Annotated in this window: 27 protein-coding genes; 6 read left to right on the forward strand and 21 right to left on the reverse strand. The window is 45.7% G+C overall.

The annotated features are described in order from the left end of the window. Nucleotides 1-3: 3 nt before the first annotated feature. The 7 genes from GRF59_RS11760 to GRF59_RS11795 all read right to left on the reverse strand — a co-directional run bounded on the left by GRF59_RS11760 (nt 4) and on the right by GRF59_RS11795 (nt 6,424). Nucleotides 4-1,611 carry a type 2 periplasmic-binding domain-containing protein gene (locus tag GRF59_RS11760; protein ID WP_160497728.1) on the reverse strand — a complete coding sequence of 536 codons (1,608 nt, stop codon included), beginning with the start codon at nt 1,609-1,611 and terminating at the stop codon, nt 4-6. Nucleotides 1,612-1,647: 36 nt separating this feature from the next. Beyond that, nucleotides 1,648-2,556 carry a carbohydrate ABC transporter permease gene (locus GRF59_RS11765; RefSeq protein ID WP_160497729.1) on the reverse strand — a complete coding sequence of 303 codons (909 nt, stop codon included), beginning with the start codon at nt 2,554-2,556 and terminating at the stop codon, nt 1,648-1,650. A 16-nt stretch (nt 2,557-2,572) separates the two neighbouring features. Continuing rightward, nucleotides 2,573-3,535, reverse strand: a complete 963-nt coding sequence (locus tag GRF59_RS11770; protein ID WP_160497730.1) for an ABC transporter permease — start codon at nt 3,533-3,535, stop codon at nt 2,573-2,575. 514 nt (nt 3,536-4,049) lie between these two features. Then, nucleotides 4,050-4,856: an inositol monophosphatase family protein gene (locus GRF59_RS11780; RefSeq protein ID WP_160497732.1), complete on the reverse strand. Its 807-nt coding sequence runs from the start codon at nt 4,854-4,856 to the stop codon at nt 4,050-4,052. A 60-nt stretch (nt 4,857-4,916) separates the two neighbouring features. Further along, a complete protein-coding gene (locus GRF59_RS11785; RefSeq protein ID WP_237391723.1) occupies nt 4,917-5,246 on the reverse strand; it encodes a DUF3139 domain-containing protein in 330 nt (109 codons plus the stop codon). A gap of 18 nt (nt 5,247-5,264) precedes the next feature. Next, nucleotides 5,265-5,774 (reverse strand): GNAT family N-acetyltransferase, encoded by a 510-nt coding sequence (locus GRF59_RS11790; RefSeq protein WP_160497734.1) that lies wholly within the window; start codon nt 5,772-5,774, stop codon nt 5,265-5,267. Beyond that, nucleotides 5,771-6,424, reverse strand: coding sequence for a hypothetical protein (locus GRF59_RS11795; RefSeq protein WP_160497735.1), 654 nt, complete (start codon nt 6,422-6,424; stop codon nt 5,771-5,773). The genes GRF59_RS11790 and GRF59_RS11795 overlap by 4 nt, the downstream gene beginning before the upstream one ends. 130 nt (nt 6,425-6,554) lie before the next feature. Between GRF59_RS11795 and GRF59_RS11800 the strand changes: the two genes are divergently transcribed. Further along, nucleotides 6,555-6,800 (forward strand): excalibur calcium-binding domain-containing protein, encoded by a 246-nt coding sequence (locus GRF59_RS11800; RefSeq protein ID WP_237391813.1) that lies wholly within the window; start codon nt 6,555-6,557, stop codon nt 6,798-6,800. 7 nt (nt 6,801-6,807) lie between these two features. Here the strand turns inward: GRF59_RS11800 and GRF59_RS11805 are convergent, their stop codons facing one another. After that, nucleotides 6,808-7,581, reverse strand: coding sequence for a class I SAM-dependent methyltransferase (locus GRF59_RS11805; protein ID WP_160497737.1), 774 nt, complete (start codon nt 7,579-7,581; stop codon nt 6,808-6,810). Nucleotides 7,582-7,657: 76 nt separating this feature from the next. Further along, on the reverse strand, nt 7,658-8,365 hold the full coding sequence (thyX, locus tag GRF59_RS11810) for an FAD-dependent thymidylate synthase (protein WP_160497738.1): 708 nt from the start codon (nt 8,363-8,365) through the stop codon (nt 7,658-7,660). 310 nt (nt 8,366-8,675) lie between these two features. Here thyX and GRF59_RS11815 point away from each other — a divergent pair, with 310 nt between their 5' ends. From GRF59_RS11815 to GRF59_RS11825, 3 genes are read left to right on the forward strand one after another with little or no spacing between them, the layout of a single operon-like run. Next, the gene (locus GRF59_RS11815; RefSeq protein WP_160497739.1) at nt 8,676-9,983 is read left to right on the forward strand and encodes an SPFH domain-containing protein; all 1,308 of its coding nucleotides are present in this window, start codon (nt 8,676-8,678) and stop codon (nt 9,981-9,983) included. A 15-nt stretch (nt 9,984-9,998) separates the two neighbouring features. Further along, on the forward strand, nt 9,999-10,757 hold the full coding sequence (locus tag GRF59_RS11820) for a hypothetical protein (protein ID WP_160497740.1): 759 nt from the start codon (nt 9,999-10,001) through the stop codon (nt 10,755-10,757). A 26-nt stretch (nt 10,758-10,783) separates the two neighbouring features. After that, a complete protein-coding gene (locus GRF59_RS11825; RefSeq protein ID WP_160497741.1) occupies nt 10,784-11,500 on the forward strand; it encodes a hypothetical protein in 717 nt (238 codons plus the stop codon). 568 nt (nt 11,501-12,068) lie between these two features. On the opposite strand, the gene GRF59_RS11835 is transcribed toward GRF59_RS11825, so the two are convergent. The 4 genes from GRF59_RS11835 to GRF59_RS11850 form a co-directional block, all read right to left on the reverse strand. Further along, nucleotides 12,069-12,488, reverse strand: coding sequence for a GNAT family N-acetyltransferase (locus GRF59_RS11835; RefSeq protein WP_160497743.1), 420 nt, complete (start codon nt 12,486-12,488; stop codon nt 12,069-12,071). 87 nt (nt 12,489-12,575) lie between these two features. After that, nucleotides 12,576-13,289, reverse strand: a complete 714-nt coding sequence (locus GRF59_RS11840; protein ID WP_160497744.1) for a metallophosphoesterase — start codon at nt 13,287-13,289, stop codon at nt 12,576-12,578. A gap of 101 nt (nt 13,290-13,390) precedes the next feature. Then, entirely contained in the window at nt 13,391-13,702 is a 312-nt protein-coding gene (locus tag GRF59_RS11845) for an RNA polymerase alpha subunit C-terminal domain-containing protein (RefSeq protein WP_160497745.1), read from the reverse strand. Nucleotides 13,703-13,853: 151 nt separating this feature from the next. Beyond that, on the reverse strand, nt 13,854-14,282 hold the full coding sequence (locus GRF59_RS11850) for a DUF3997 domain-containing protein (protein WP_160497746.1): 429 nt from the start codon (nt 14,280-14,282) through the stop codon (nt 13,854-13,856). 210 nt (nt 14,283-14,492) lie between these two features. On the opposite strand from GRF59_RS11850, the gene GRF59_RS11855 reads away from it, so the two are divergent. Continuing rightward, nucleotides 14,493-16,253: a sulfatase family protein gene (locus tag GRF59_RS11855; protein WP_160497747.1), complete on the forward strand. Its 1,761-nt coding sequence runs from the start codon at nt 14,493-14,495 to the stop codon at nt 16,251-16,253. A 163-nt stretch (nt 16,254-16,416) separates the two neighbouring features. Here the strand turns inward: GRF59_RS11855 and GRF59_RS11860 are convergent, their stop codons facing one another. The 8 genes from GRF59_RS11860 to GRF59_RS11895 form a co-directional block, all read right to left on the reverse strand. Further along, nucleotides 16,417-17,091, reverse strand: a complete 675-nt coding sequence (locus tag GRF59_RS11860; RefSeq protein ID WP_160497748.1) for an HAD family hydrolase — start codon at nt 17,089-17,091, stop codon at nt 16,417-16,419. 64 nt (nt 17,092-17,155) lie between these two features. Next, entirely contained in the window at nt 17,156-17,590 is a 435-nt protein-coding gene (locus GRF59_RS11865; RefSeq protein ID WP_160497749.1) for a GNAT family N-acetyltransferase, read from the reverse strand. A gap of 82 nt (nt 17,591-17,672) precedes the next feature. Beyond that, a complete protein-coding gene (locus GRF59_RS11870) occupies nt 17,673-18,335 on the reverse strand; it encodes an HAD family hydrolase (RefSeq protein ID WP_160497750.1) in 663 nt (220 codons plus the stop codon). A gap of 61 nt (nt 18,336-18,396) precedes the next feature. Beyond that, complete coding sequence (locus GRF59_RS11875) at nt 18,397-18,837, reverse strand: hypothetical protein (RefSeq protein ID WP_160497751.1); 441 nt, start codon at nt 18,835-18,837, stop codon at nt 18,397-18,399. A 101-nt stretch (nt 18,838-18,938) separates the two neighbouring features. Beyond that, a complete protein-coding gene (locus tag GRF59_RS11880; protein WP_237391724.1) occupies nt 18,939-20,120 on the reverse strand; it encodes a glycoside hydrolase family 88 protein in 1,182 nt (393 codons plus the stop codon). Between the two features lie 150 nt (nt 20,121-20,270). Continuing rightward, entirely contained in the window at nt 20,271-21,074 is an 804-nt protein-coding gene (locus GRF59_RS11885; RefSeq protein WP_160497753.1) for a polysaccharide deacetylase family protein, read from the reverse strand. Between the two features lie 21 nt (nt 21,075-21,095). After that, nucleotides 21,096-22,262, reverse strand: a complete 1,167-nt coding sequence (locus GRF59_RS11890; RefSeq protein WP_237391725.1) for a serine hydrolase domain-containing protein — start codon at nt 22,260-22,262, stop codon at nt 21,096-21,098. Then, nucleotides 22,255-24,228: a beta-galactosidase trimerization domain-containing protein gene (locus GRF59_RS11895; protein ID WP_160497754.1), complete on the reverse strand. Its 1,974-nt coding sequence runs from the start codon at nt 24,226-24,228 to the stop codon at nt 22,255-22,257. The genes GRF59_RS11890 and GRF59_RS11895 overlap by 8 nt, the downstream gene beginning before the upstream one ends. A 159-nt stretch (nt 24,229-24,387) precedes the next feature. Here GRF59_RS11895 and GRF59_RS11900 point away from each other — a divergent pair, with 159 nt between their 5' ends. Then, the gene (locus tag GRF59_RS11900; RefSeq protein ID WP_160497755.1) at nt 24,388-25,257 is read left to right on the forward strand and encodes a helix-turn-helix transcriptional regulator; all 870 of its coding nucleotides are present in this window, start codon (nt 24,388-24,390) and stop codon (nt 25,255-25,257) included. Nucleotides 25,258-25,440 lie beyond the last annotated feature (183 nt).

Genomic DNA, 25,440 nt, shown 5'->3' on the forward strand with positions numbered 1-25,440 from the left:
TGTTTATTTCTCCGAGTTCCAGCGGTCGTATGCGCCTTGGTATAGCTCAGCGATGCGATCTCCGCCCATTTTTTTGAGTTGTGCGACATAGTTGTCCCAATTAGAAAGCGGCTCTTGTCCGGTTACGAACTTCGCTTCCATCTGCTGCACGTACGTATCCAAGTCAGAGAAAAGGGATGTCGCTTCGCTTTGCTCCTCATTCGTCAAATACACGTTAGGGAAAGGAGCCTTGCCGATCGGCGTCAGCTTCTCCGCGTTTTCTTTATCGAGCCAAGTATCGAAATCGGTCTTGAGTCCTTTGGTCAATTCGCTTGAACTCATGCCCGGCGTCAGGATGCCATAGTTCGGCGTAAGCGTGCCGCGGTATTCGTCACGTTCTTTTCCGCCCGGGACAGGCAGCCATTCTTTCTCGTGGGTTTCTTTGTTTGTGTATTTCCACAGCAGATTTTCAGGTCCTTGCGCAAACAGTGTCGCGCCATCATAGCCGTACTGGTAATCAATCCAGCGCATGGTTGCTTCCGGAGCCGGGTCTTTGCTCGTAATGGCAAAAGTTCCGTTCGCGGAAATGCCCGGATGCTTGCCGTATACCGGAGAACCGGCAACCTCGCTCTTCACCGGCGTCATGAGCGGATTGTCCCCGCTTGGCTCTCCGCCCAGCGTAAAGTAAGGATAGTAGTCATTAAACAACGCAATTTGGTTCTTTTGCCCTTTGGCTTTCTTTTGTTCAGGCGTCTGAGAGAAGGTTTCATGGTCCAGGAGGTTATCCTTCCACAGACGGTTCAAGAAGGTCAAATATCCTTTATAGCCTTCTTCCTGCGGCGTATAGTGAACCTTGCCATCCTTGTCCGAATAGACCTTCTCGTCATAAATGCCCCAGAAGCCCAGGAAATACATCCGCAAATCATCCAGCTTCACTGAAGTCAACGGAATTTCGTCCGCTTTGCCGTTGCCGTTCGGATCCTCGTCCTTCACACGTTTCAGGAAGGTATACAGCTCGTCCGTCGTCTTCGGCAGCTCCGTCACGTTCAAGGCTTTCAGGAATTTGCCGTTATACCACATTGGACTGCGGTACCATACGGCCGACAAGTCGATATTCGGAAGCGCGTAGATATGTCCGTCAGGCGTCGTAAACGATTTGCGGATGTCCGGATGCTCATCGAATATTTTTTTAATGTTCGGGGCGTAGCCTTCATCGATGTATTTCTCCAAGGGTATCAATACGCCCTGCGAGCCGTAGGTTACTTGGTCCGCCGGCTTCAGATCTGCACCGTAAAACACATCCGGCAGGTCTCCGCTGGCAAACACCAGATTCTTCTTGGTCGCGAAGCTGTCAATCGGCGCCAGCTGATAGGTGAACTTGATCCCGGTCAACTTCTCCATTTCCTGAAGGACAGGCATCTGGTTCCAATCCGCTACACCCGCATCCTGCGACATCATCTTCAGCGTGATCGGCTTGTCTACGATCGGAAAGCCTTCTTTTTTTACGCCTTCCGCACTGGCGGAACCGGACGAGGAAGAACCGCTATCGTCTTTGGAGCCGCATGCCGCCAGCATAGTCGCGGACAGCGTCAGGCAGAGTATAATGGATGATGCCTTGCGTAGATTTTTCATATGAACAACTCCCCTTATTGTTGTTTATGGCAAAGATCAGCCCTTCACGGAACCAATCATAACACCCTGAACGAAATAACGCTGAAGGAACGGATAAATCACAATAACTGGAATCGTAGCTACAATAATGACTGCGTATTTCACGAGGGCTGCAATTTCCGCCTTGCTGTTCATTGCTGCTGCGGTTGAAGCGTCGATGCCCCCGCCTCCTTGTGCGGCCATTTCTTGCAGGACCAGGATCTGACGCAGCACCAGCTGCAGCGGATATTTGGCCGAATCGTTCAAATAGATCAGTGCCGAGAAGTAGCTGTTCCAGTTGCCTACTCCATAAAACAAAGCCATCACCGCGACGATCGGCATCGAGAGCGGCAGGATAATGCGGATGAACAATCTCATATTCGTACAACCGTCTATTTGGGCGGCCTCCTGAAGCTCTTTTGGAATGGCGCTCTGGAAAAACGTACGGGATACGATGATATTCCAGATCGATGCGGCTGAAGGAATAACGATGGCCCACATCGTATTGATCATGCCCAGCTGTTTAATAAGCAAATAGGTTGGCACCAGGCCGCCCCCGAAAAACATCGTGACCATGAACATGCCCATAAAAAAGTTGCGCCCTACAAAATCCTTGCGGCTCAGTGCATAGGCTGCCGGCAGCGTAACGACCAGATTGATGGCCGTCCCCACCACCGTATACAGAATGGTGTTTCCGTAACCGGTCCAAATGCTTGAATTCTGGAATACTCTCTTGTACCCGTCAAAAGTAATTCCTTTCGGCCACAGCCACATTTCCCCGGAGCCGACATACTTCGGATCGCTGATCGACGCGCTGATCATATAGACCAGCGGATAGAACACGATCAGAAAAGCCAATAAGACGTAGATGTAATTGCAAATCAAAAACAATTTATCCCGTTTGGTTTCTTTCACACCTGACAGCATCCGTTGTCCCTCCTCTCTACCACAAACTATTCTCGCTCGTCCGGCGGACTATCTGATTCACAACCACTAACAGCACGGCGTTGATTACGGAGTTAAAGAGACCAATTGCTGTCGAGAAGCTGTACTGGGCATCCACGAGACCGGAGCGGTACACGAACGTCGAAATGACGTCTGAAGATCCCATATTCAGCGGGTTCTGCAGCAGCAGGAGTTTCTCGAAGCCGACTCCCAGCAGACTACCCATATTCAAAATGAGCAGAATGGTCATCGTCGGAATCAACGTTGGAATGTTGATATGACGTATACGCTGGAAACGCGATGCTCCGTCGATGATTGCCGCCTCATGCAGTCCAGGATCCACGCCCGACAACGCGGCCAAGTAGATGATCGTTCCCCAGCCTGCGCTCTGCCATACCCCGGAGAAAACGTACATGGTCTTGAACCATCTCGGGTCGGTGAGGAAGTCAGGAGCGTTAAAGCCAAGCCCTTCAATGATATGCACGACGATTCCCGTCGACGGGGATAGAAACGTGATGATCATCCCGGCCATGACCACAACCGAAATAAAGTGCGGCGCGTATGTGACGGTCTGGGCCAGTTTTTTGAAGAAGCCCGTCCTCACTTCATTGAAGGCAAGTGCCAGAATAATCGGAATCGGAAAACCAATCGCCAGCTCGTATAAGCTGATGCTCAGCGTGTTCCACAGCAAGTCCCAGAAATAGTAGGAATGAAAGAAACGATCAAAGTGGTCGAATCCGACCCATGGACTTCCCGTAATCCCTTTCGTTGGAATGAAGTTTTTAAATGCGATTTGGATGCCGTACATCGGTCCGTAGGAAAAAATAAGAAAGTAGAAAAAGGCGGGTGCAATGAAGATGTACAATTCCCAGTTTTGGGCAACTCTCTTCCATACCCCTTTGTCTGTCCTTCCCGGCTTCAGCCTCGCATGGCCCGACATGGCTACCTTAGTATCCTGCATAGGATCACCCCTTCCTGATATTAGATTGTCTCTGATTAGCGCTCGTTTTCACCGGATGTGAAATTTGCTAGCGCTTACATATCTAACGATAGAGGACGTCCCGAATCCGGTAAATATGTCATTTTCGTTATCTGTGAAAGCGCTGTATATCAAGGCTGGCAGGCGTTTGACAATGCCGAATGACAACGTGACAATGTGTCATTTTTGCTCTGAAGTAAGGGCTTTCATAACAATATCAATTTTGACCTATCTGCTTCATTGGAGGACATTACAAGTGTGGAGGGCTTTTTTTGCGCAACGAAAAAGACCAAAGGCATCGCCCCTGGCCGCATCATTTTTGGTAATATATATAATCCGATCTAGTATTTTTTTCAGGTAAAATTGAACAATTCATTCTGCATTATTGCTATCAGCTGCCCAATATAAGTCCGGTTAGAATCCTATATCGCGGTTTGATGTATTTGGCCGGAGCGATATATAAAGGATGCGCGAAAGTAACCGGCATTGTTTCTCCTTACCTTAAACTCAGACCTTCCCTTACCAGCTGCAACAGCTGATGAAGATGATCCGGGTGACAAGCAATGATATAAGGTTCCGTGCTCATGCCGTTAAACGGGTTACCGTCAAAATCAACGACCACGCCGCCCGCTTCCTTGACCATCAAGATACCGGAGTACAAATCGTCGCCTTCCGAATTATACAAGACAATGCCATCCAAATCCCCTTTGGCAAGCATGCACCACTGCAGCGTTGGCGCCCACAGCCGCATCATTCTTTTACAACGGATGTCCATGAACTGCCGCAGTTGAACTGCCCGCGGATCATTCTGAACCTTATGGCCTTGAATCCAGCCTATATTCCCTCTCGGGAAATGGGGACTGCTCTTCACGTGCACCGGCTTATCGTTGCAATACGTTCCCTCACCCTTCATCGAGACAAACATTCGGTCTGTCAGCGGCTCGTAGACGACGCCAAGCACAGGCTCCTGTTGGTACATCAGCGTGATGGACACCGAAAAAACCGGAAGTCCGATCGCAAAATTATTCGTTCCGTCCAGCGGATCAATCAACCACAGCCAATCACTGTCTGCTCCAATCACGCCTGCCTCTTCACTATGTATTTGATGTTCGGGAAAAACGTCTTGAATCTCCGCAATGATGACCCCTTCGGCGAGATGATCCACCTCTGTGACGACATCGCCAAATTCGTCCTTGATCTGCACGTCGGCGATGTCATCAAACTTATCTTTGGCGATCTGCCCAGCTTGACGTATGATTCGGACGGATAATTCTTTTGCGGTTTGGAGAACTTGTTGATCCATGATGCACCTCTTTTATGTTTAATGGTAGAAAATAGCTTTTGAAAGTTTACTCAAATTCGGCTATTGTTCAATATGCTTCGTTCCGTTATATCCGTATTGGATCATATTGCCGTCATTGTCTTCCCCGTAATCGTAGTGATGTCCCGGTTCATCAGTAAATTGAACGTCAACATGGTAGTCCTTCATCCCGTCAAATTTTACACCTTTTAACGTTTTCATCGTATATTGCTCTGGAGGATACCCTTGTTTTTTTAAATATTCCATGGTTCTTCGTTCCAACGATTCTTTGACCGCCGCATTCACTTTTACGTAATCGCTGTAAAGAGTCCCGGCTCCAAAACCTAACATGAGCAATATAAGTAAGGCCACGGGCATCCAAATCTTCTTCACAGGATCATATCCCCTCTCTCACTTCAAAAAATAAGCCATCAGTTCCTCGTCGTATACCTGGCCCTGATAGATCAATGCATCCTTTTCGATTCCATAGGTGACAAAGCCCAATCTTTTATACAGCTCCGCCGCCGCATGGTTGACAGTCACTACCGTGAGCTGGATTTGCTGCAGTCCTTCGATTTCGCTTCCCCGGCGCAGGATTTCCTGCATGAGCATTCTCGCAATGCCCAACCCCCGGTGTTCAGGAGACACGTATACGCCCCAGATCATTCCTTTATGGCGGACCTTCACGCCCTGCTCCCTCCGGAATCCGGCCATCCCCATCAACTCGTTATTCTCTGAAAAAGCCCCTAAAATATAATTATCCAGTTCATTATTTATCTTCCATTCGACTTCATTCATCGGTGTGTTCACCTGGTCTTCATAGGAAGCCCCAAAGGCCTCGGGGTGGGACTGAAGTGCCTCCAGTCTCAACCTCCAAAAATCGCCTGCCTGTGCGCGTTGAATATTTCTGATGTGAATCATGGTTGTAAACTCCTCTCGCTGTCTATTTTCCATCCATCGAATAACGCTATGAACTCATTGGAAGTCTGTTCGATAAAACGATTCACTCGGTCTTCCTGAAAATACCTGGTGACGATGCCCGGCTCATCGGACGGATTCAGCAGCCAGTTGATTTTGGTATCCCTATACCTGCTGACTTCCTCATGGGTTACGAAGGGATCCATGGCAAAAGAATGGGCCAGCCGTAATTTTGCGATGACCTGATCCGCCCAATCTGCAGATCTTAGCAAATCAAACTCGACTTGGCTTACTTCTGCATTGTACGTATCCCTGATCTCGCTCGAATCTCCGGCGTACGCTTTTTCAAAATCGGCATAAAGCGTCTCTGTCCACCGGATATCCGTATAGACATGGGCAAAATAGCCCCTTACAAACTCTTTCCATTCCGCATTCCCGTGCTTGTTCCAATAGGCGATACAGTTCATTTTAAGAGCCTCGAAACTCGGAAACCGTCCATCCACCACCCAATGGGTAAGTCCCTTTTCCGCTCTCGTGACAGGGTCTCGAGCATGGATCGCATCCGGCGAAATGCTGCCCAATAACAGCTCGGGTGAAGGATTCGAAAGCGATATTTTTTCTGCTACCGCAAAATGCACCATGGGCCAAGGCATCGTTAACCTCCGTTCATTCCCCTCATAGGAATCATAAAAATTCAACTGTTGTCTTTTGAGATAATCATAGTTTACTATAATTACATAATATAGGAAGTGGTGATTTAAGATGTTAAAGAAGGCTCTGCTCATGGGATTGTGCGTCGTATGTATCGGAGGGGGACTCGCAGCTTCAACGGCAACCGCGGAATCCGGCGTTAAGACCTTTAAAAATTGCACCGAGCTCAACAAAGTCTATAAAGGCGGCGTCGCGCAATCTGCGTCCGTTAAGAATAAAGGCGGCAAAACGAAGTTTAAACCTTTTGTATCCAGTGCTTTATACAACGCCAATAAGAAACTGGACCGCGACAAAGATTTGATTGCGTGCGAGAAATAATGCAGTTTCATGTTCTGGCCGTAACCATCGGCTGATAGTATCCTGACTCCGCAGGCATATGCCACTGGATATCTTGAAAACCCGCGCGCCTTAATGCTTCGCTTAATTCCTCTCTCAGCAATGCTCGGTATGCGGTCTTATTCACTTCCGTCTGCCAAATACCGTCTTGCTCCTGCATGATAAAGTGATTGATCATATATAAGCTGCTGCCTTCGACCCAATCCCACACCTGAAAAACAATCCGCTTTCCGCCATCCATGACCCGGGGGATTGTCGCTCGCTGTTTATCTAGAATTTCACGGTCATAATCCCTTATGGAGATGATCAGCAAGCCATTGTCTTCCAGCTTGTCATAGAAATTGCGGCATGCTTTCTCCAGATCCGCGTCGGTTAGCAAATGGGGAATCGCGTTATCCGCGGAAAGGACCACCTTGAACTTCCCGGGAACATCTGCGTCCAATGTCCGGAAATCCGCCGTTCCAAAGGTAATCTGCACCCCTAATTTCTGAGCCTCGCGTTTGGCACGTTCAACCGACTTGGGGCTTAGATCCGTGGCAGTTATGGTAAACCCATGTTGGGCCAAGCCCAAGGCTTGCGTTCCGATCCCGCATGAAGCATCCAGAAGCTTGATCTCTCCTTCATCCTTAGGCAGAACATGCAAGCGAATGAAGCCATTAAAAAAGTCTCCTTGCCATTGAACGGCCTGATACCAGTCGTTAAAAATCAGATGGTACGTTTCTGAAAGCTCATTATAAAATTCCAGGCTGGAGTTCTTCTCCATTCGCCATCCCTCACTTTTTCAAAAAAGATATATACCGCCTGGCTCCATCCCCAAAAAGATCCTCCCGGATTAATATTTATTTTTTCCCGATCAATTCATCCACGGATACCGGATACAATGGCTTGCTAAGTTCAAGGATCGCTTTGGCGTAATCTTGTATTTCCTTCTGGGCATCATGTTCAAGCCTTTGATTCAAAAAATGGCAAACCGACTGCAGCGATGCCGTCCAGTACCATCTGACGTACATGCCGTATGCAGGTAAGAATAGCCGTGCTTGTTCGGCACAGACACCGTTTTGTATTGCCTCTTCATACTTCTGTACGCCTAAATCTATGTATTGCAATAATTCACTTGATAACTTCTCGCCTAATTCGTTTCCTAATACTTCCCCGCTGCCCTGCTTGGAATTCTCCGGTTTGCTTCTCCATTCTTCCGAACCAGGGATGTAAAACGCGGGTTCCTCCGTAATATATCTGCGGCTGGATTCGTTCCATGCCTCCATGCTGTCGCCAGTTCCCTCCGCGTGTGAAGAACCGATCACGTATTTCCACCACTGCCTTGCGACCATGAGCGGAGCATAGATTTCATACTGTAATACTACATGCCTGAATGGCGATGTATGACCTTCCCTGGCAAGAAACTGGATCAGCTTCATATCCTTTTCGGAAAGCTCATGAGATTCCTTCGCGTAGGATACCCGCGCAGCGTTAACAATCGATAAATCCGAGCCCATATGGTTGACAAGTCTGACGTAGCCTTGATCCAATACCTTGATGAATGACAAATGAATGTCCTCCCTTGTGTTAGATTGCGTTCATAATCATGTGATGATGAAGAGCAGCAATGACGGTACTTCGCCGAAAGGGTCTATCCACTTTCTCTTATTCAGATCATATATTCTTTCCGCCCCAGCTTCAATTATCTTCTTCAAATGTAAATAAAAGAGATACCTGTGCCTCTACCGAACCCGATTCATCCATTTTATTTTCCAATATTTGCACCCACATGGGCCTTGAATCGTATACAATAGTGGTATATTTGTACCTATTTCTATTTCTTTTGATGGAAGAATTGCGTAAAAAGGAGTGCAGCTTATGGCTATTATTGATGTTGTAAAATATGATGGGCCCCCGGGTGTCTTTGCTTGGCGTTATCCGAATCAGGAATTGGGTACATGGACCCAATTAATCGTTCACGAAACACAGGAAGCGATCCTATTCAAAGGCGGACAGGCGCTAGATTCCTTTTCCGCTGGGCGCCATACCCTAAGCACGGCGAATATTCCGATCCTTTCCAACTTGATCAACCTCCCATTTGGCGGAAAATCACCTTTTACCGCAGAAGTCTGGTTCATTAATAAACTCAGTTCACTCGACGTTAAATGGGGTACCAGTACACCGCTGCAGCTGCAAGATCCGAAGTTCAACATCATCGTATCCGTGAGAGCTTTCGGGCAATTCGGCATTCAAATCGAAGATCCCCGCAAGTTTCTGTTGAAGCTGGTGGGCACGCTCCACACCTTTGATCAGGACACACTGGTTAAGTACTACCGCGGCGTACTCATGTCCAACATTAATGAAATCATTTCATCCTATATCGTTCACAAGAAAATCAGCGTGGTCGAAATTAACGCATATGCCGCTGAAATATCGAAGCATATTCAGGACGCCATCGCTCCTGCTTTTCAGGATATGGGCATCTCGCTTCTGAATTTCTATGTCGATTCCATTAATACTCCGGCCGATGATCCGGCAGCACTCCGGATTAAGGAAGCTCTGGCCAAAAAGGCCGAAATGGATATTATCGGGTATACGTACCAGCAGGAAAGATCCTTCGACACACTGGAAGGGGCAGCCAAGAATCCAGGCAGCAGTGCTGCCGTTATCGGTACCGATCTGGGGATGGGATTGGGAATGGCGGGCAGCATGTATAACGCAGTCCAACAAATGTCCGGCAACGTACGAATTCAGACCGCAACGGATGCGCAAGTTCAGCAGAAAGCGTGCGTGAAATGCGGAAGTTTAAATGCCGAGGATGCCAGATTTTGTTCGGGATGCGGCCAGTCATTACTGACAGGACAGGAGCATCAGCCTTATACAGAAGTGCTCTGTAGCGATTGCGGCCACCCGATCCCGCCGAATGCGAAGTTTTGTCAGCATTGCGGAGATCCGTATCTTCCCTGCCCGACATGCGGCCATGATTGCTCCGCACTTGCCACGGCATGCCCGAAATGCGGTACTTCGATTCCCCAGCCTTGCAAGAATTGCGGTGAAATGCTTGATCCCAAGGCCAAATTTTGCCCAAGCTGCGGTGCCAGCAGCGTGCTGAAATGCACGAACTGTCAGTATGAGATCACGCCAGGTCAAAAATTTTGCATGGAATGCGGCACTACTCTTTCATAAAGCGGGGGAAGAACATTGAATATAAGAACCAATCATGGTCGTTGGATAAAAATAACCGCGACTTTGCTGCCAGCTGCCACTGTGATTTTATTCGGTCTGAGCGGCGGATGGTTTCACATGAATTCCTGGATCTCCGGAGCCGCTATCGGATGGGTAGAGGCTGCGCTGCTGCTATTCCTGTACCGGATCCCTTTTAACCGAAAGGCTTCCATCTCATTGCCGTTTCGAATCGCCTTGGGATTCGTCACCGGAATGTATGCCATGATTGCCATCATTGAAGTGATATGCTTTGGCTATCTGTTTAAGGTATCCGGATGGACTTATCTGTCCATTCACATCATAACCTTTATTGTATTTTCAATGACGCTAGGAATCGTCTCACGCGCCGGAAAATATGCCGGAGATCAAGAACGCACAGAAAACCGCCTTCTCAGCGCCAAAAGAGAAACGACTGCCTGGATCACTTCCATTCGCAAACAGATACTGGCCATCCCCGATGTGCCTGAACAAGAACATCTGTTGGCTGAGACGAAGGAGTTAGAGGAATCCCTCCGATACAGCGATCCGGTATTCATAGCGTCCCTCTCCGAAATGAATCATTTGATTCAACAAAAAATTTCCATACTTGAGGATCAAGTGAAGCTGATCGCTGCGGTGCCGGACCACCAAAGGAAAGAACTGGCCCAAGAGGCCGTGCTGCTGGTCAAGGATACACTCAAAACAGTAAACGAACGTCGTACCGCATGGTCCCAAGGCAACACAGGAACGACTTAAGAACATGAATTGAAGGAGATATTATCATGCAAGATCAAGTACCCTACAAATCCAAATTACTCGTTTTTGATCGCATCATTCTTTCGGCAACATATTGCCTTTATCCCGTGGGTGTCATCATGGCCTTGATTCGTGTGCTGTCCACCCACTTCCATCACAGCTGCAGAGGAAGAAATCACAAATTGCTCGGTTGGGTTTTTGTATGTACGTATCTTCTTCTCATGGGCCTGTTCTACATAACGTATGATGAATTCGGACCGGCAGAGGCACAGCAAATGTGGGATCTTGCCCTGATCTTTGGCGTTCTGCTGATCGTTCCGGCTATCGTCTTTGCATTTCTTGCCAGCAGGGCGGATCATAAGTTTAACATTCTGCTGAGGCAGTATTACGAACTCGTAATGGAAAGGGGTATAACAGAAATTGACCATCTGGCGGTCGCGGTAAAGCAATCCCCTTATCATGTAATGAGAGACCTGGATTTTATGATAACGACGCACAGGCTGCCTTTCGGCAGAATTGAGCAAGGAGTTCTGGAGATTGAACCCGAAGGGTTTCATGAAGGGCCACGAGAAGAACCGCATGATCCCCCCCCTTCCCCGGAAGTCCGTCATGAACCAGCAGCTGGCCCCCGTCCTCCACAAGGACCGCGATCGATGGAATGCCCCGGATGTGGTGCAAGGATCGTCGTGAATGCGAATGAAAGGAAGGAATGCGAGTACTGCGGTAATGTGATCGTCGCTTAATTCATCACTACGAATGACGAACGCGAATCGTTCTATCCAAAAAAGGCTCCCCAGTTCTACGCTGGAGAAGCCTTTTTTTCTCAATCGATGCTTTTGTAAATCTTATTGCTACAATAGGATCTCACGAGTTGCACATACGTAAGGAGCATGCATTGATTCTAACCGTTCTTCTTTTCGCCCATGATAAATGACAGCAAAGTGATGATTTGAAAGAAGCCCAATATGATCATCACAATCCCCCATAGACCCCAGTCCCACTCGAATTTAATTAATCCCCCGGTACTTTCATGAAAACGGCTATATAAAATAAAGGCTATTTCAGGAACAATCGATATGAAGATCCACATGTAATAGGTTTTCAGGTCAAATTTGTTTACAAGATATGCATTGAGAAGCAATAGAACACAGATCCCGCACGTCATCCAGTCAAAATCGATATTTGGCCGGAGACTCACGCTGCAAATGATATAACTGGATAAAATCAAGATGAAACCGATGCATCCCCTCAATTTTTCCGTTTCCCTTCTATCCCTTTTGAAAAAACGTCATTCACGTTTCAGTCTACTTCTTACATTAAATTCTTCTTGAAATAGTAGTGTCTATATCCCATAGGAGCATCTTCGATCATTGCCATCTCCTCATATCCGTACTTCTTGTAGAATTCAGGAGCTTGAAAGCTGAAGGTGTTTAGCTTAATGAACGTACAATGCTTTGCTCTTGCCATTTGTTCCGCTTCTTCCAGTAGCCTTTTTCCAAGTCCTTGCCCACGGTGGTTATCATCTACCCACAAAATATCAATCTCCATCCAGTTCCAACAGATTGTGCTGTTGAGACCAGCCATCATTTCGCCTTCATCATCTTTCACACACAAATGAATTTCCTCATAATATCCGTTCGGGACATGCCTCGAATTGAATTCAATCAGTTTATTTCTAACAGCGTTTGCTTCTTCATTCGTACCTATCAATATCTTTCGGTTACCAGACATAAATATAAATTCCTCCTATAGCCTAGTTGGCGATGCCGAATGTAACTTTTGCTCAAATTCATCATTCATCGGAAGATTCTCGCCATTTCATTTCATTTTGCTTACATATTCTGTTCTGTATTCCCCATTTTCAAAAATAAGTGCATTTAATTGCAACCCGTATGCGCAACCTCCGTCGATTGCTATTTTATCTTGATCGAACCAGATATGGGCCTGGTCATGGATATCTACCGTTTTGGTATGTCCAAACACTACTTTTTTCCCTAGATCGAATGGGGAGTAAATAAACTCATCCTTAATGTACATAAAATCATACTCCGTTTGCTCCTTCCAATGAACATACGCAGGGTTGATCCCAGCATGTACGTAAATGTGGTGTTCATCTTCATGGTATAACGGCAATGTACTTAAAAATTCCACGTGATCCTCATAATTTTCTTGCATATGCGCAATAAATTTATGGATATCTTGCTCTAAAATCCCCTTATCTTCCTCGCTATTGTAGCTTAGTATGGTCTGCAGTCCGCCATGTTCTAAGAATTTCGATTTTATCTTCTCGTCAGGAGTTCTTACCAAATCAACCAATCGTTGATCGTGATTCCCCTTTAGCGCGATGACATGATGATTCCGGACCAGTTCGATGACACGCTCCACAACTTCTTTACAACGGGGGCCTCTATCCACATAATCGCCTAGCAATATCAACTGATCCAGGTTTGAGTCATAATGAACCGTTTTCAACATGAGATTAAACTCATCGATGCAACCATGTATGTCGCTTATCAGGATAATTCTTTTCATGTGCCCTCCCAGGTTATTGAAGCATGATTTAAGGAGCAGTAAAAACTTCTCGTCTGGCGATTAGCATGGCTGGCTCTTGTGTTGTCTTTGACGGCTCAATTTCAACGCGAGTTCTCGCATCCGTTTTTGAACGATAATCCTTCTTCCTGCAATGCCGACCTAAGTTTTGGCAATGATGCCGGTCCCATACCGTGCCATTGAAGAATTTCTTTTTCCGTATAATCTGAAAGTTTTGGCAGAGTGGTCACTCCATGATTTTCCAGCGCTCTTCTTGCTGGTGCCGAGAGCAGTGAAAGAAAACCATTGGCTGGTTTGCGTTCTTGTTCACAGATAGGGCAAGTTGGACAGTCGCTGCTTTTTTGGTATCGGTGTCCTTTGTTGCATGTTCTATAGCTTTGATTCGAGGCTGCCATTATGAAGAGCCCCCTTCCTTATGAATGAATTGAACCGCCTAATCTAACCTTGTCATCTGCGATAAATAACCAAGATCACCGCTATATTTCGTGTGTTCAGCATCTCTAAACTCTTACAGGCTACTGATATTATCGAATAACTATTGCTCTATTATTTTTTTATCTTATCTATGTCCTTTAATTTTAAAGTTTCTGGTATTTTTAGCTTTGTTTTAGTTTCATCAAAATCCGTAAGGTTCATTGGACCCCTAATTTGATTTTGCCCTATATCTATAATCCAATAATTCATTTTTGATGTATCCGGAATTTCATATCCATTCGAACTTGTAGGGTCTTTCATCATACTATATTGCATTGCAAGTATAAAATCATCATTCCAGCCAACACTAGCTACTTCTGTTGGAATAACAGCGGATCCCCATGAATCATCGGTAAGCTTAGGAGCAATGATTATTTGATGAGCTGATAATCTGACAATTGAATAGTTTCCTGGTAAGTCGATATCATAATCCGCTAAACCAGCACAGCCAATTAGTAAAGTGAACAATGATATTGAAAATATCGCTTTATACATACGCATCTTCGGGTCACCTCCATTCTTCAAGCGTTCCAGCTAATGTTTGTGTACACGACAGCGTCCGGCTGAATCAATCTACTTTTTGCTGAAAAATGACTTTTCGATTCTAACTCCCACCAGGCTCTGTGAATGGGTTATCGATTTTGATTGAAATTACTTCTTTTTTGGAACCTTGCATCATATCCTAGGGCAAAAACACAGGATGTGTATGCCTTGAGTACCCGACTCTCATCATCCCATAGTGAAAAACCTAATTTTCTTGTGATTCTTGTTGATGAGGAACGTTATCCCCCCGTTTATGAGCAAGCGGAAATCACGGAATGGCGCAGACATAATCTGACGACTCATGAACTTTTGCAATCCAATGGCATGGCATTCCACCGGCATTACATTGGAAGTGCTGCTTGCTGTCCAAGTCGGGCTACATTGTTGACAGGACAGTATCCCTCTCTCCACGGCGTGAGTCAAACCGATGGGATTGCCAAGGAAACCTTTGACTCCGATATGTTCTGGTTAGGAAGAAACACGGTACCGACAATGGGAAATTACTTTCGTGAGGCAGGCTATCAGACCTATTATAAAGGGAAGTGGCATGTTTCTTATGAAGATATTGTGATACCCGGTACGCATAAAGGCGTCCCCAGTTATCATCCCATGACTGGCGTGCCTGACAGCGAACAAGAAGAATTGTACCTGCATGCCAACCGTCTGAACGACTTTGGGTTCTCCGGCTGGATTGGTCCAGAGCCTCACGGTAAAAATCCGCGTAACTCTGCTTCTTCCGCAGCGTTCGGTGTTAGCGGCCGAGACGTGGTCTATGCCTCAGAGGTAGTTGAACTGATCGAATCACTCGACCGGGAAAAAGAAATTAACATCGAGGCAAAGCCTTGGCTTGTTGTTGCTTCGTTCGTGAATCCTCATGATATTGTGCTATATGGTGCGCTCACCGCACATCTTCCTATGTTTCATTTCCATGTTGATCCCATGCCTTGGGTAGCTCCCCCTCCAACAATCAACGAAAGTTTGGATACCAAGCCGCGCTGTCAGGCAAGCTATCAACAGCTCTATCCCAGAGCCTTGCAACCTATCATCAACTCGTCGCATTACCGCAATCTTTACTATCAGCTGCAAAAAAATGCCGACTTGCAGATGCGCAAGGTATTTGAAGCCTTAACCCGCTCTTCCTTCTACGACAACACGATTGTTATTTTCACATCCGATCATGGGGAACTACTGGGCGCTCACGGCGATCTCCATCAAAAATGGTACTGTGCTTATGAAGAAATGTTACATGTACCCTTCGTCATTCATAATCGCAAACTTTTCCCCCGCCAAAAGAACTTCAATTCGCTTACCAGTCATGTTGATTTGCTGCCTACGATGTTGGGGTTGGCCAATGCCAACGTGATAGAGATTCAAAACCGCTTGCGTCAACAATTCAGTGAAGTTCATCCTTTGGTTGGCCGGGACCTCTCCCCCTCTATAGTAGGGCAGAACGAGTTTGAATTCGCCGAAAGCCCGGTTTATTTTATGATCGATGACGATGTTACGCGTGGCCAGCACCAAATCAATCCATTGGGAAGACCCTATCCTTCCGTTGTTCAACCCAATCATATCGAAACGGTTATCGCCAGCATACATCGGAACCATGCGAAAGAGTTATGGAAGTATTCCCGCTACTTTGATAACGATCAATTTTGGAGCCATCCCGGCAGCAAAGATATGACGACCCAAACTGCGGCAGATTCCACTTCTGGACAGTCAACCACGCATACTTTTTGTGTCACATCCGTTAAAACCAAACCTGTGCCAGACGAATATGAGCTATATAATTTGACTGCAGATCCGCTGGAAACCCGTAACCTTGCCCATCCTTCTTTGGCCACGTCGCAGACGAAACCGATTCAAGAATTCATGGCCAAACTATTAGAAGAACAACGAAAACAAAAGCGCCTGGAACCAAGCTCGCAATGAACTCAAATCTGATATCCCAGAAGCGCGGATAGGCATTGGAGAAACCGTAGCAATCACTCATTTCGGCATTTCCTGATTTCCAACCTTCTGGTACGGTTTTAGTGGAATAAAAATGGTCGTTGTCCATTTGAAACACATAGTCAGGTTTTAGAATATATGTTGTTTATCTGAATGGGAGGCCTTCCTCGATACGCTCCATAATATTCGTTAATTCCATTAGATCTGTTATCTCCGCAATAGGAATAACGTTCATCTGCTGCATCTTATCTATATCCGATCGATATGCAATAAATTTTATTCCTGCGTTTATGGATGCCTTTCCGTCAGTCCAAGAATCCCCTACCGAAACCCATTCATCCGCCGAATATTTATATTCATTCAAAATACGCAAATAACCATCTGGGGATGGCTTCAATGAATCCATCATTTCCCTGCCAACAATTCGGTCAAAATACTCCATGACATTATTTTCTCTGAGTGCTATCTCAGCAGCCCGAACTGAATTGTTCGTTACGATTGTAATATGATATTTGCCTTTCAGTTTATTAAGAATTTCCACTGTTCCCGGCTCTAAGTCAGCTCCTTGCATTCCCCACATTTCGTGTTTCTTGGGAATATCCCAGACTTCTTGAATTAGCCGATCCGTCATCCGATTGGTGCGAATTGCCTCTTCAATAACGGTTGCAGTTGTGTGTCGACTAAGATCCATATCGCTTGGAAGTATTTCTCTCAATACGAGAAATCGGTACGTTTCTTTCTTCATGGTTGAAAAATCGATTTTTGATCTTAATATGGTATTATCCATATCAAAAATGATTCCCTTTAGCTTATGCTTCATAACATCCCTCTCTCAAATCATGGGGTTGTCCCGCTTTCAAAAACGTTGTTGTATTCAGGAATCCTCAATACTCCAGTTTATAAACGACTTCCCCATCTATCACCCGGCCATCTTCTTCAAATCCCAATTTTTCATATAAATGTTTCGCCCAAGCATTCTCTGGTTCAAAGCTTATGTATATGACTCGATGCTGTATATCTTCTTTGATCCTTTCAATGAGCATTTCCATAGCAACCTTTCCATAACCTTTCGACTGATGCTTGGAATCTATCATTAACCGATAAATCCAATATTCATGATCTTCTTTATCTATACAATACATCGTAAATCCAACTAGAATATCATCGTGATAAATAGCCAAGCAAACACACTCTGGGAATGCCTTAGCCTGTGCGAGCGAAAACAAATTTGTCGCTACAAACTCATTTTGTTCATCAGCTACTTTCAACTTAATGACATCAAAAAAATTGCTTCGATCTATTTCCTTAAGTGCTATCATAAATACTCCCCTATCTTCATTAGTTAGTTAATTTTGGAGAATATACTTCGGTCCGTCCGATGTGCACCTGTACAACCACTAACTACTTGGATATGCCTACAAGTATATCTCTTATTTCTATTAAGTTCTTTATGGATCTATACGCATTTTTTGGCCTTTCATAATAGTCATCTTCTTTCCATATTCCTATCATTCCAGCGTTTATACTCGCTTCAACATCATTGATTGGATGATCTCCTACAAATATAGATTCATGTGGTTCTATCCCTAAACGATTTAATGCTCTCTGAAATATCTCCATATTGGGCTTTCTTAATCCTTCAATTTCTGATATTAAAATCTCGTCAAAATAATGATTCATCTGAAGCCCTAATATATTATTCATCTGAAATCGGCCAAATCCGTTTGAAATGATGCCGAGCTTATAATTCATTCCCTTTAAGTAATCGAGCATGTCAAACAACCCTGGAAAACCAATACAATGATTTTTAAATGACTCCACATAATCATCTAATAATTCTTGCCAACTTACATTCAAATCCATCTCTTCAAGAAGCTTTTGATAGACTTTGTCTTTCCATACGTACCCTTTTTGATCCAATTGAATAAATCTTTGAATGAAAGCATGCTTCTCAATATCATGAAAAGCATGAATACGATCATATTGATTTTCAAGAAAACGAACCAATGACTGATCGCGATCCAGTAATGTCCCATCTAAATCAAATAAAATTCCTTTGATCATTACTATCATCCTTTGATGTATGTCGTACAGCGTTCTTGGATTTACATCTATACAAAGTAAATTAAAACCTCTCACTTACTAACCAATCTTTCGCTTGGTCCATACTTGAAAAATATTTTATACCTAAACTACGTCTGGAAGTTTCATTCTCTAAACATTTATTAAAATTATTCTTTCCACTTCTTGTTACTCCAACTATTGCAATCTTAAATATATGATGTCTAGTCCTTCGTAGGCTTTCCATTATATATTCTGCAGTTTCATCTATGACATCTGTCCCATCTAAATGGTATAGTACACGAGCTTGTTTATTAGCCGTTCTCATTAAGTCTTCATTATTATTTACCTTTTCTTTAATTAATTGCATATCCGAGCCCAGATTATCTAAACACGAAATCCATATCTCTCCTCCATGATGATAGAGGGAAAATGATGGTCTTAAATCTGGTACGCTTTTGATTTGTTTATTAAATATACTCCCAAGCCATTTCCGGATTCCCATACATTCATTCTCCAATCCCTAATAATATGAATCAACGCATGTTAAAAAGCTGGCTGCTTGGCCAGCTTTTGTTATAACCCCTCATGTTTGAATAGTCTCTTTTAATTACGCTCATACCAATAACCAGAAACACCGTGTGCAAGACGCATTAACGCTTCCAGGTAATAATAATCGCCCCAAATCATATAATCATCAGGGGATAAACCACCATGGATATGGTACGAGCCATGCTTAAGAAAGCCTTCCGCATCATCATCACCGATCGTAGCATAGTTGTTAATCAGCGATTGCATGCTTATGGCCAGCATCTGTTCGAAATAAAGACGATCCGGATCGGCAGCATCCAAATGTGAGATAAGCTCCGCCAGTCCGGCAGCTACGATCGCTGAAGCTGAACTATCGCGGTAGGTATCAGCCGCTACTGGAGCATTGAAATCCCAATAAGCAACGCTGTCCTCAGGTAAATGCTCAAGGAAGTAGCGTGCCATACGCTTGGAAGTCTCCAGAAACACCTCATTTCCAGTATAACGATAGGATAGTGCAAACCCATATACACCCCAAGCTTGCCCCCGGGTCCACGTCGAACCGTTGCTATAACCTTGATGTGTGGCGCCGCCGATAGGAACACCCGTCTTGGTATCAAAGAAAAACGTATGATACGAACTATCATCACCTCTAACGATATATCGCCGTGTTCTCTCTGCTTGGATCTCTGCTATTTCACGGTACTTCGGATCACCGGTCTGCTCGCTTGCCCAATACAATAATGGCAAATTAAGCAGGCAATCAATAATAATTCTACCCGCTTCTTGCTCGTTCTCTTGTGCTCCCCAAGCTTGAATATAACCGCTGCCGTCGCTCGTATTCCGCCAACGTCTCATTAATACATCAGCTGCAGCAAGAGCCAACTCACGAGCACGCTCATCACCGGTTATGATCCACTGCGCTTTGGCCGATAAACTATACAAGAATCCAATATCATGATGATCCAGTACGACTTGTTGCTCAAGCCGCTGACGAAAACTAGCTACTGCCCCTTCTGCTGCCTTAAGGTAGCGTTCATCTTGTGAATATTCATAGCACAACCACAAGATTCCCGACCAGAAGCCATCTGTCCAATCGTCGTTATCATTCAAAAGATATTTTCCATTCAGACTCACATGAGGAAACCGAGTTCCAAACTTGTCAATATTCATTAGCGTTTTCGACAGAATGTCCTCAATCGCTTGTATGTAAAGTGTTTTCGCTTTCACTTCCGTTGTTTGCATTCCCTCTGTAGACATCGCATTTCAGTCCTCTCTTCTTCTATATTAAACTTCTTCACGAACAGCAAGAACACCTGCCAAAAGCACCCAGTTGTTGCTCAATTATAAAGACTAACAGTTAAACTGTTAGTCTTTATTTTCATCTTATTATTCAGAAATGAAGGCTAATCATGAGCCGAGTACGGTCAATTGGCCTGGCGCCAACTCAACGACGTCCGCTTCCACGCTTACCCATACACTTTGTGCAGATGGATTATGAACGATCCGGTAATCGGCTGAGAAACGGAGCTGCCTCAATGCATGCATATAAGAAACGATCTCAGCGTTGGTAGCAAACCAAATGTTTTCATTTCCGGCAACGAGTTCTCCAAACCGATCGAGCAGATCCCAATTGTTGTCATTCTCAAACTCATAGCTATGACCCCAAACATAAAGCAAAGCCATCTTGGTATGCCTCTGTTTTAGATCCAGTAACTGATTGCCATAGTCCACCATTTGCCTATAATGGCAGGTCGGATGCCATCTTAGAAAGTCTGACGTCATATTAAACCCGATCTCCTGTCCTGTTGTCCGGGCATACTCGATCCCGAGCGAAGGTAATAGCGAGACAAGTTGATCGTTATATGTACCAAAAGGATAGCTCATTCCACGCACGGGATAACCAACTAGGGCTTCCAGCTCCTTCCGGTCCTCCGTGATTTCCTGAACCATTTGTTCGATCGGGGACTGTTCGAGAAAAGGATGGTTGACGGTATGTGCAGATACTTCATGACCCGTGAACAGGGGGCGTACCTCCTCCCGCGTAAGAAATCCCTCTTTTCCGAGCGTACCGCTGTTTAAATGAAACGAACCTTTGAGACCGTACTCATTAAACTTTTCGACCACTCTCCTGTCATAAATCTGTCCATCATCAAAACTCAGGGTGATCGCCTTATGAACTCCACCCGGAAATCGATCATATCGAATTCTCATATAGGTTCCTCCTAAACTATGCTACAAGCAAGTGTAAACCAGATTTCTCAAACGAGGATGCACATAGGGCTCTTGATTGTTTAACATATGCTGCGCATACATGACGGTCAGCCGAGATGACGGATCTATGATAGCCAGAGCACCGGCCGCGCCGCTCCAGCCGAATTCACCGAGCGGGCTAAGCGATCCGCTAGTCTCCTTAGAACAATGAGTGCGAACACCGAGCCCATAGCCATACCCCGCAAGCTGTGACCAGGAGAAATGACTGCGTGTAGCCTCAGTCAAGTGATTGGTTCTCATGAGATCCACCGTCTCGGCTGCCAGTATCCGAACGCCTTCAGGGCTTGTTCCTTGATTGGTAAGCGTATTTAAAAAGACAGCGTACTCACTCACGGTGGAGAATAATCCGGCACCGCCGCTCTCGTATTCCGAACCGATCCGGTAATCGTTCCCATCCTTGCGAATAGGTTTGCCTGACGACTCGCTATATTCATACTGTGGAGCCAAACGGCTTCGACCTCCATCCGATACATCGAAGCCGGTATCACGCATACCGAGCGGGCCGGTGATTTCATCCCGAACGTAAGCGCTGAAACGTCTTCCGTCCACCACTTCGACTAAAGCGGCAAGAACGTCATGGCTCAAACTGTAGCTCCACCTCGTACCTGGTTCGAACAACAGCGGCTCTTCAGCAATCGCCGCCGCCACTTCGCGGGTCGGAGCTCTGCCGCTTGTGCGTCTTACGACTTCCTGGATCGAAGGCGAATGGATATCATAAGATAATCCTGCCGACATGGTAAAGAGATCACGTACCCTGATCGGTCTCTCGGCTTTCTCTAATGTAATTTCACCGCTCGGTAAGGTCACCTTGACGTTCATCTCTCCATATTCGGGAAGATAGTCCGACAGCGGATCATTTAACAGTAGTTCTCCCTTCTCTACAAGCTGAAGTGCTGCTGTGCAGGTCAGAATTTTTGTCAGTGAATACAGCTGGATGATTTGCCTGTCGTGGATGGGAATACATCCTTCCAAGTCAGCATAGCCACTGCGGTACCGGAATACCTCTTGATTCTGGTACAGAACTAGAACCTCTGCCCAAGGAATACGCCAATCCGTAATGCGGTCGATAAACTTTGATAGCGGTTTGAAGTCCATCGTTTTGCTTCCTTTCGATCTGATTTCACTCATAATCGATAACCACCATCTGATGGCATTCAAGCTTTGGAACGGTGTAGAAAACCGAACCATTCTCGCACTTAAAGGAAATGGACTGGACTTGCGGCGCCAAATACACATTTTTGACATGATGGGGAGTCCGAATGGACACTTCCACATCATATAGAGGTAGAATATCCTCAATCACTTCGATATGTTTTCCGCGACGAACCGGTGACGCATACAGCAGGTGATGGACTAGCCTTTTTTCTTCCTTATGTTCCTGTAGGGTGGTCACGCCCTGAGCAGGCAGATCGGTGTTCAGCGTCTTATTAGGCAACAGGCGGTTCAGCGCGTACAGGATCGTCTCCTTCAATATCAGACTTCCTTGGTTCGCATAATCCTCAAACACATTCCAGGCCAGATAAATTCCGCTGCTGCTCTCTACCATGCCTGGTCCTCCATAGACATCGCTGCATGGCGTATGCTGGTGCGAGCAGAAGGTAAAGACATCGCGGTTAAAATACGGGTCTACCCTGCTTCCAAGCTCCGTTCCTCCGGCAAGTGCGAGCTTCTGGCCTTCCGTATACATAATAAAGGAAGCTTCCCTTAAGCTCTCAGGCTTAAACAAAGGACGGAAATAATCAGGACGGTAAGGATTAACCCCCAGATATTGAACGCCAAAGTCAATGGCGAAGCGAGTGCCTTCTTGATTAAGACCTGACCAGCCTGTGGCGAGAATCTTGCCTCCCTGCTTCAAAAACATATCCAACTTATCTTTCAGCTCGTCATTCACCGCCACATAATCCGGCAGAATCAATACCTGATAAGCCGAAAAATCATGCTCCATATCAATGACATCAAACAGGATGTTACCCTCCAGCAACATTCGTACAGCGCCTGCATCTGAATTGGACCGACTTACGTCTTCCTTGACTTCCGGGTGCACACCTGTTGATTCCAATGACAAAAGTGCTACATCCGCGACGTTCGTGGTATTCACGCACCATGTTTCCTTGCGCTCGACCTCTTGATAAGCCTTACCGATTAATTCATAGGTTGCCGGATCCATACGACCGTCAGGATGAAGCTGATCTCCAATCGAACATTTTGCACCATGAGCAAGGCTGAGAGCGGTTTCATAACGAAGTGCGTTCGGATGCTTATACCCTCCGAATTCACCCCAAGCGGTATGAAATTTCCCGGTCATGCCAAGAAAATCGAATCCGAGCGTTTGTACGTACCTGGCCGAAAGCGGGAAATGGTCGTAACCCCAACCGCCGGTAGGCAGTGACTCCAGTTCCAAATGGGTATTCATTGAAGCCAAGTCGCGACGCCCCCGCTTGATATGTCCGCCGTTATGGAAGATTGGCAAGCCCGGCTTTAACGATTCTACGGTTTCCTTTACCCTAGCTGTGTAATTAGCGTATGTGTTCTCCCAAAGGGTCTTCATCGCTTCCTCGTCGCGAGGGTCATACCCCTTACGCCGTATGGAATCAACGCAGTTATGACAGTAACATTTGCGTATACCCACAATATCTAGAAACAATCCGTCTGCATCATACCGGAGCATAACTTCCCGAATCTGTTCGATCAGGATATCGAGATAAGGTGAGTTCATACAAAACTGATGATAGCCTGGTTGCATGAAGCCTTCGGCCCAATTCGTTCGATCATTCTGGTCACGGATGAGCCACTCAGGATGCTTCCGGGCTAGTTTTTCATCCAATCCGGCCGATAGGTATACCGGTGTTTTTACATTGATTTCATGGGCTGCCTCGATCTGTGCCGCAAGCAAATCGAAACTTAAACCCGGATGAATCTCATTAGCCTCCGAAGGATGATACGCCCAGCCATGATGGCATTTGGAGAACACCGTTATGGAATCGACATGCCCTAGCTTCAGCATTTCTTGAAACTGCCTTTTGTCAAAACGGTCCCCGATCGGGACAATGGCTTCCGAGGTGTGGAAATCCAGATGTACTTGACGGAATCGCATGATTTCTCTTCCTTTCCCATTCATATATCCCTAATATATTCCTTCCAGCATTGAACGAACAGGTGCAAAGACGACTTTTAATAGCACAATTTCTACCATTCATTCTCCAGTCCATGATACAATAGGAACACCATGAAGTAATGGAAAGGGCTGCCTGTTATGAATTGTCTTGAGCTAACCATCCCTCCACTTCCGCAATTAGTGACGATCGGTCACTCCATCTGGAACCCGGGGGAACAACACCTGAGCCGTTCCTTTAATGTGTATGACATGCTGTTCGTGATGAAGGGCACCTTGTACATGTTGGAAGATGACGTTCCCTTTGAAATCACAGAAGGCTCCTTGCTTGTGCTTGAGCCGAACCGTCTGCATGTAGGACATCGTCCTTGTGAGGAAGAAACCGAAATTTATTGGCTCCATTTGGCCCACTCTGCGCCTGTCCGAACGATGGATAGCGGACAAATTCCATGGTCGACTCCTTTCACGAAAGGTTCCAACCTGGATGTCACACCACACCGGCAGGTCATGTATATTCCTAAATTTACAAGCCTGCATACCCCAAGCATTCTTCCATTCCTGCTGCGGATGATGGAGCTTCATCAAAGCTTGTCACCCGCCACGTCCTTACCGCTGCAGTTGCAGCTGATTGGTTTGTTGACAGAATTGCAGACGGCGATGCGCTTGAAATATACTCCCCGCGCGAGAATACTGTGCGATCAAACGATAGCCTATCTCGAGCAGCATGTAACCCGTCCCTTCGATGCGAAGCATATGGAAGAAACGCTTCATTTCCATTTTGACTATCTCTCCCGTTGCCTGAAGAAATATACGGGTCTGAGTCCACTTCAATACCTGCACGAGCTGCAGATCAATAAAGCTAAATCTCTTTTGGAAAAGACAGGTCTCCCCATATCCGAAATCGGTGTGCATGTCGGTATAGAGAATACCAATTATTTTATTCGCTTATTTCGAAAAAAGATGGGAATGACGCCCGGTCAATATCGAATCGTCCGATTGGGGCGGACATAAGAAAAACGTCTATCGACGTACTCTCGAAGGAGACAGACCGCATTAAGATGTTGTTTTTCTTGCGATATCAGGGAGGGCTTGCTTCGAATTTTATACTTTCTGATATCTTAAGAAAAACGTCTATCGACGTACTCTTTTTCTTGCGATATCAGGAAGGGCTTGCTTCGAAATTTATACTTTCTG

The sequence above is a fragment of the Paenibacillus dendrobii genome (genome assembly GCF_009807035.1).
Classification (GTDB): domain Bacteria; phylum Bacillota; class Bacilli; order Paenibacillales; family Paenibacillaceae; genus Paenibacillus_AQ; species Paenibacillus_AQ dendrobii.

Excerpts from the sequence above, each read along its gene's own strand:
- GRF59_RS11875 (WP_160497751.1), bottom strand. The coding sequence starts at position 18,837 with ATGGGAATCCGGAAATGGCTTGGGAGTATATTTAATAAACAAATCAAA.
- GRF59_RS11800 (WP_237391813.1), top strand. The coding sequence starts at position 6,555 with ATGGGATTGTGCGTCGTATGTATCGGAGGGGGACTCGCAGCTTCAACG.
- GRF59_RS11835 (WP_160497743.1), bottom strand. The coding sequence starts at position 12,488 with ATGTCTGGTAACCGAAAGATATTGATAGGTACGAATGAAGAAGCAAAC.
- GRF59_RS11825 (WP_160497741.1), top strand. The coding sequence starts at position 10,784 with ATGCAAGATCAAGTACCCTACAAATCCAAATTACTCGTTTTTGATCGC.
- GRF59_RS11900 (WP_160497755.1), top strand. The coding sequence starts at position 24,388 with ATGAATTGTCTTGAGCTAACCATCCCTCCACTTCCGCAATTAGTGACG.
- GRF59_RS11850 (WP_160497746.1), bottom strand. The coding sequence starts at position 14,282 with ATGCGTATGTATAAAGCGATATTTTCAATATCATTGTTCACTTTACTA.
- GRF59_RS11885 (WP_160497753.1), bottom strand. The coding sequence starts at position 21,074 with ATGAGAATTCGATATGATCGATTTCCGGGTGGAGTTCATAAGGCGATC.
- GRF59_RS11770 (WP_160497730.1), bottom strand. The coding sequence starts at position 3,535 with ATGCAGGATACTAAGGTAGCCATGTCGGGCCATGCGAGGCTGAAGCCG.
- GRF59_RS11880 (WP_237391724.1), bottom strand. The coding sequence starts at position 20,120 with ATGTCTACAGAGGGAATGCAAACAACGGAAGTGAAAGCGAAAACACTT.
- GRF59_RS11895 (WP_160497754.1), bottom strand. The coding sequence starts at position 24,228 with ATGCGATTCCGTCAAGTACATCTGGATTTCCACACCTCGGAAGCCATT.
- GRF59_RS11840 (WP_160497744.1), bottom strand. The coding sequence starts at position 13,289 with ATGAAAAGAATTATCCTGATAAGCGACATACATGGTTGCATCGATGAG.
- GRF59_RS11805 (WP_160497737.1), bottom strand. The coding sequence starts at position 7,581 with ATGGAGAAGAACTCCAGCCTGGAATTTTATAATGAGCTTTCAGAAACG.
- GRF59_RS11795 (WP_160497735.1), bottom strand. The coding sequence starts at position 6,424 with ATGCCTTGGCCCATGGTGCATTTTGCGGTAGCAGAAAAAATATCGCTT.
- GRF59_RS11860 (WP_160497748.1), bottom strand. The coding sequence starts at position 17,091 with ATGAAGCATAAGCTAAAGGGAATCATTTTTGATATGGATAATACCATA.
- GRF59_RS11865 (WP_160497749.1), bottom strand. The coding sequence starts at position 17,590 with ATGATAGCACTTAAGGAAATAGATCGAAGCAATTTTTTTGATGTCATT.
- GRF59_RS11790 (WP_160497734.1), bottom strand. The coding sequence starts at position 5,774 with ATGATTCACATCAGAAATATTCAACGCGCACAGGCAGGCGATTTTTGG.
- GRF59_RS11765 (WP_160497729.1), bottom strand. The coding sequence starts at position 2,556 with ATGCTGTCAGGTGTGAAAGAAACCAAACGGGATAAATTGTTTTTGATT.
- GRF59_RS11815 (WP_160497739.1), top strand. The coding sequence starts at position 8,676 with ATGGCTATTATTGATGTTGTAAAATATGATGGGCCCCCGGGTGTCTTT.
- GRF59_RS11870 (WP_160497750.1), bottom strand. The coding sequence starts at position 18,335 with ATGATCAAAGGAATTTTATTTGATTTAGATGGGACATTACTGGATCGC.
- GRF59_RS11780 (WP_160497732.1), bottom strand. The coding sequence starts at position 4,856 with ATGGATCAACAAGTTCTCCAAACCGCAAAAGAATTATCCGTCCGAATC.
- GRF59_RS11845 (WP_160497745.1), bottom strand. The coding sequence starts at position 13,702 with ATGGCAGCCTCGAATCAAAGCTATAGAACATGCAACAAAGGACACCGA.
- GRF59_RS11890 (WP_237391725.1), bottom strand. The coding sequence starts at position 22,262 with ATGAGTGAAATCAGATCGAAAGGAAGCAAAACGATGGACTTCAAACCG.
- GRF59_RS11760 (WP_160497728.1), bottom strand. The coding sequence starts at position 1,611 with ATGAAAAATCTACGCAAGGCATCATCCATTATACTCTGCCTGACGCTG.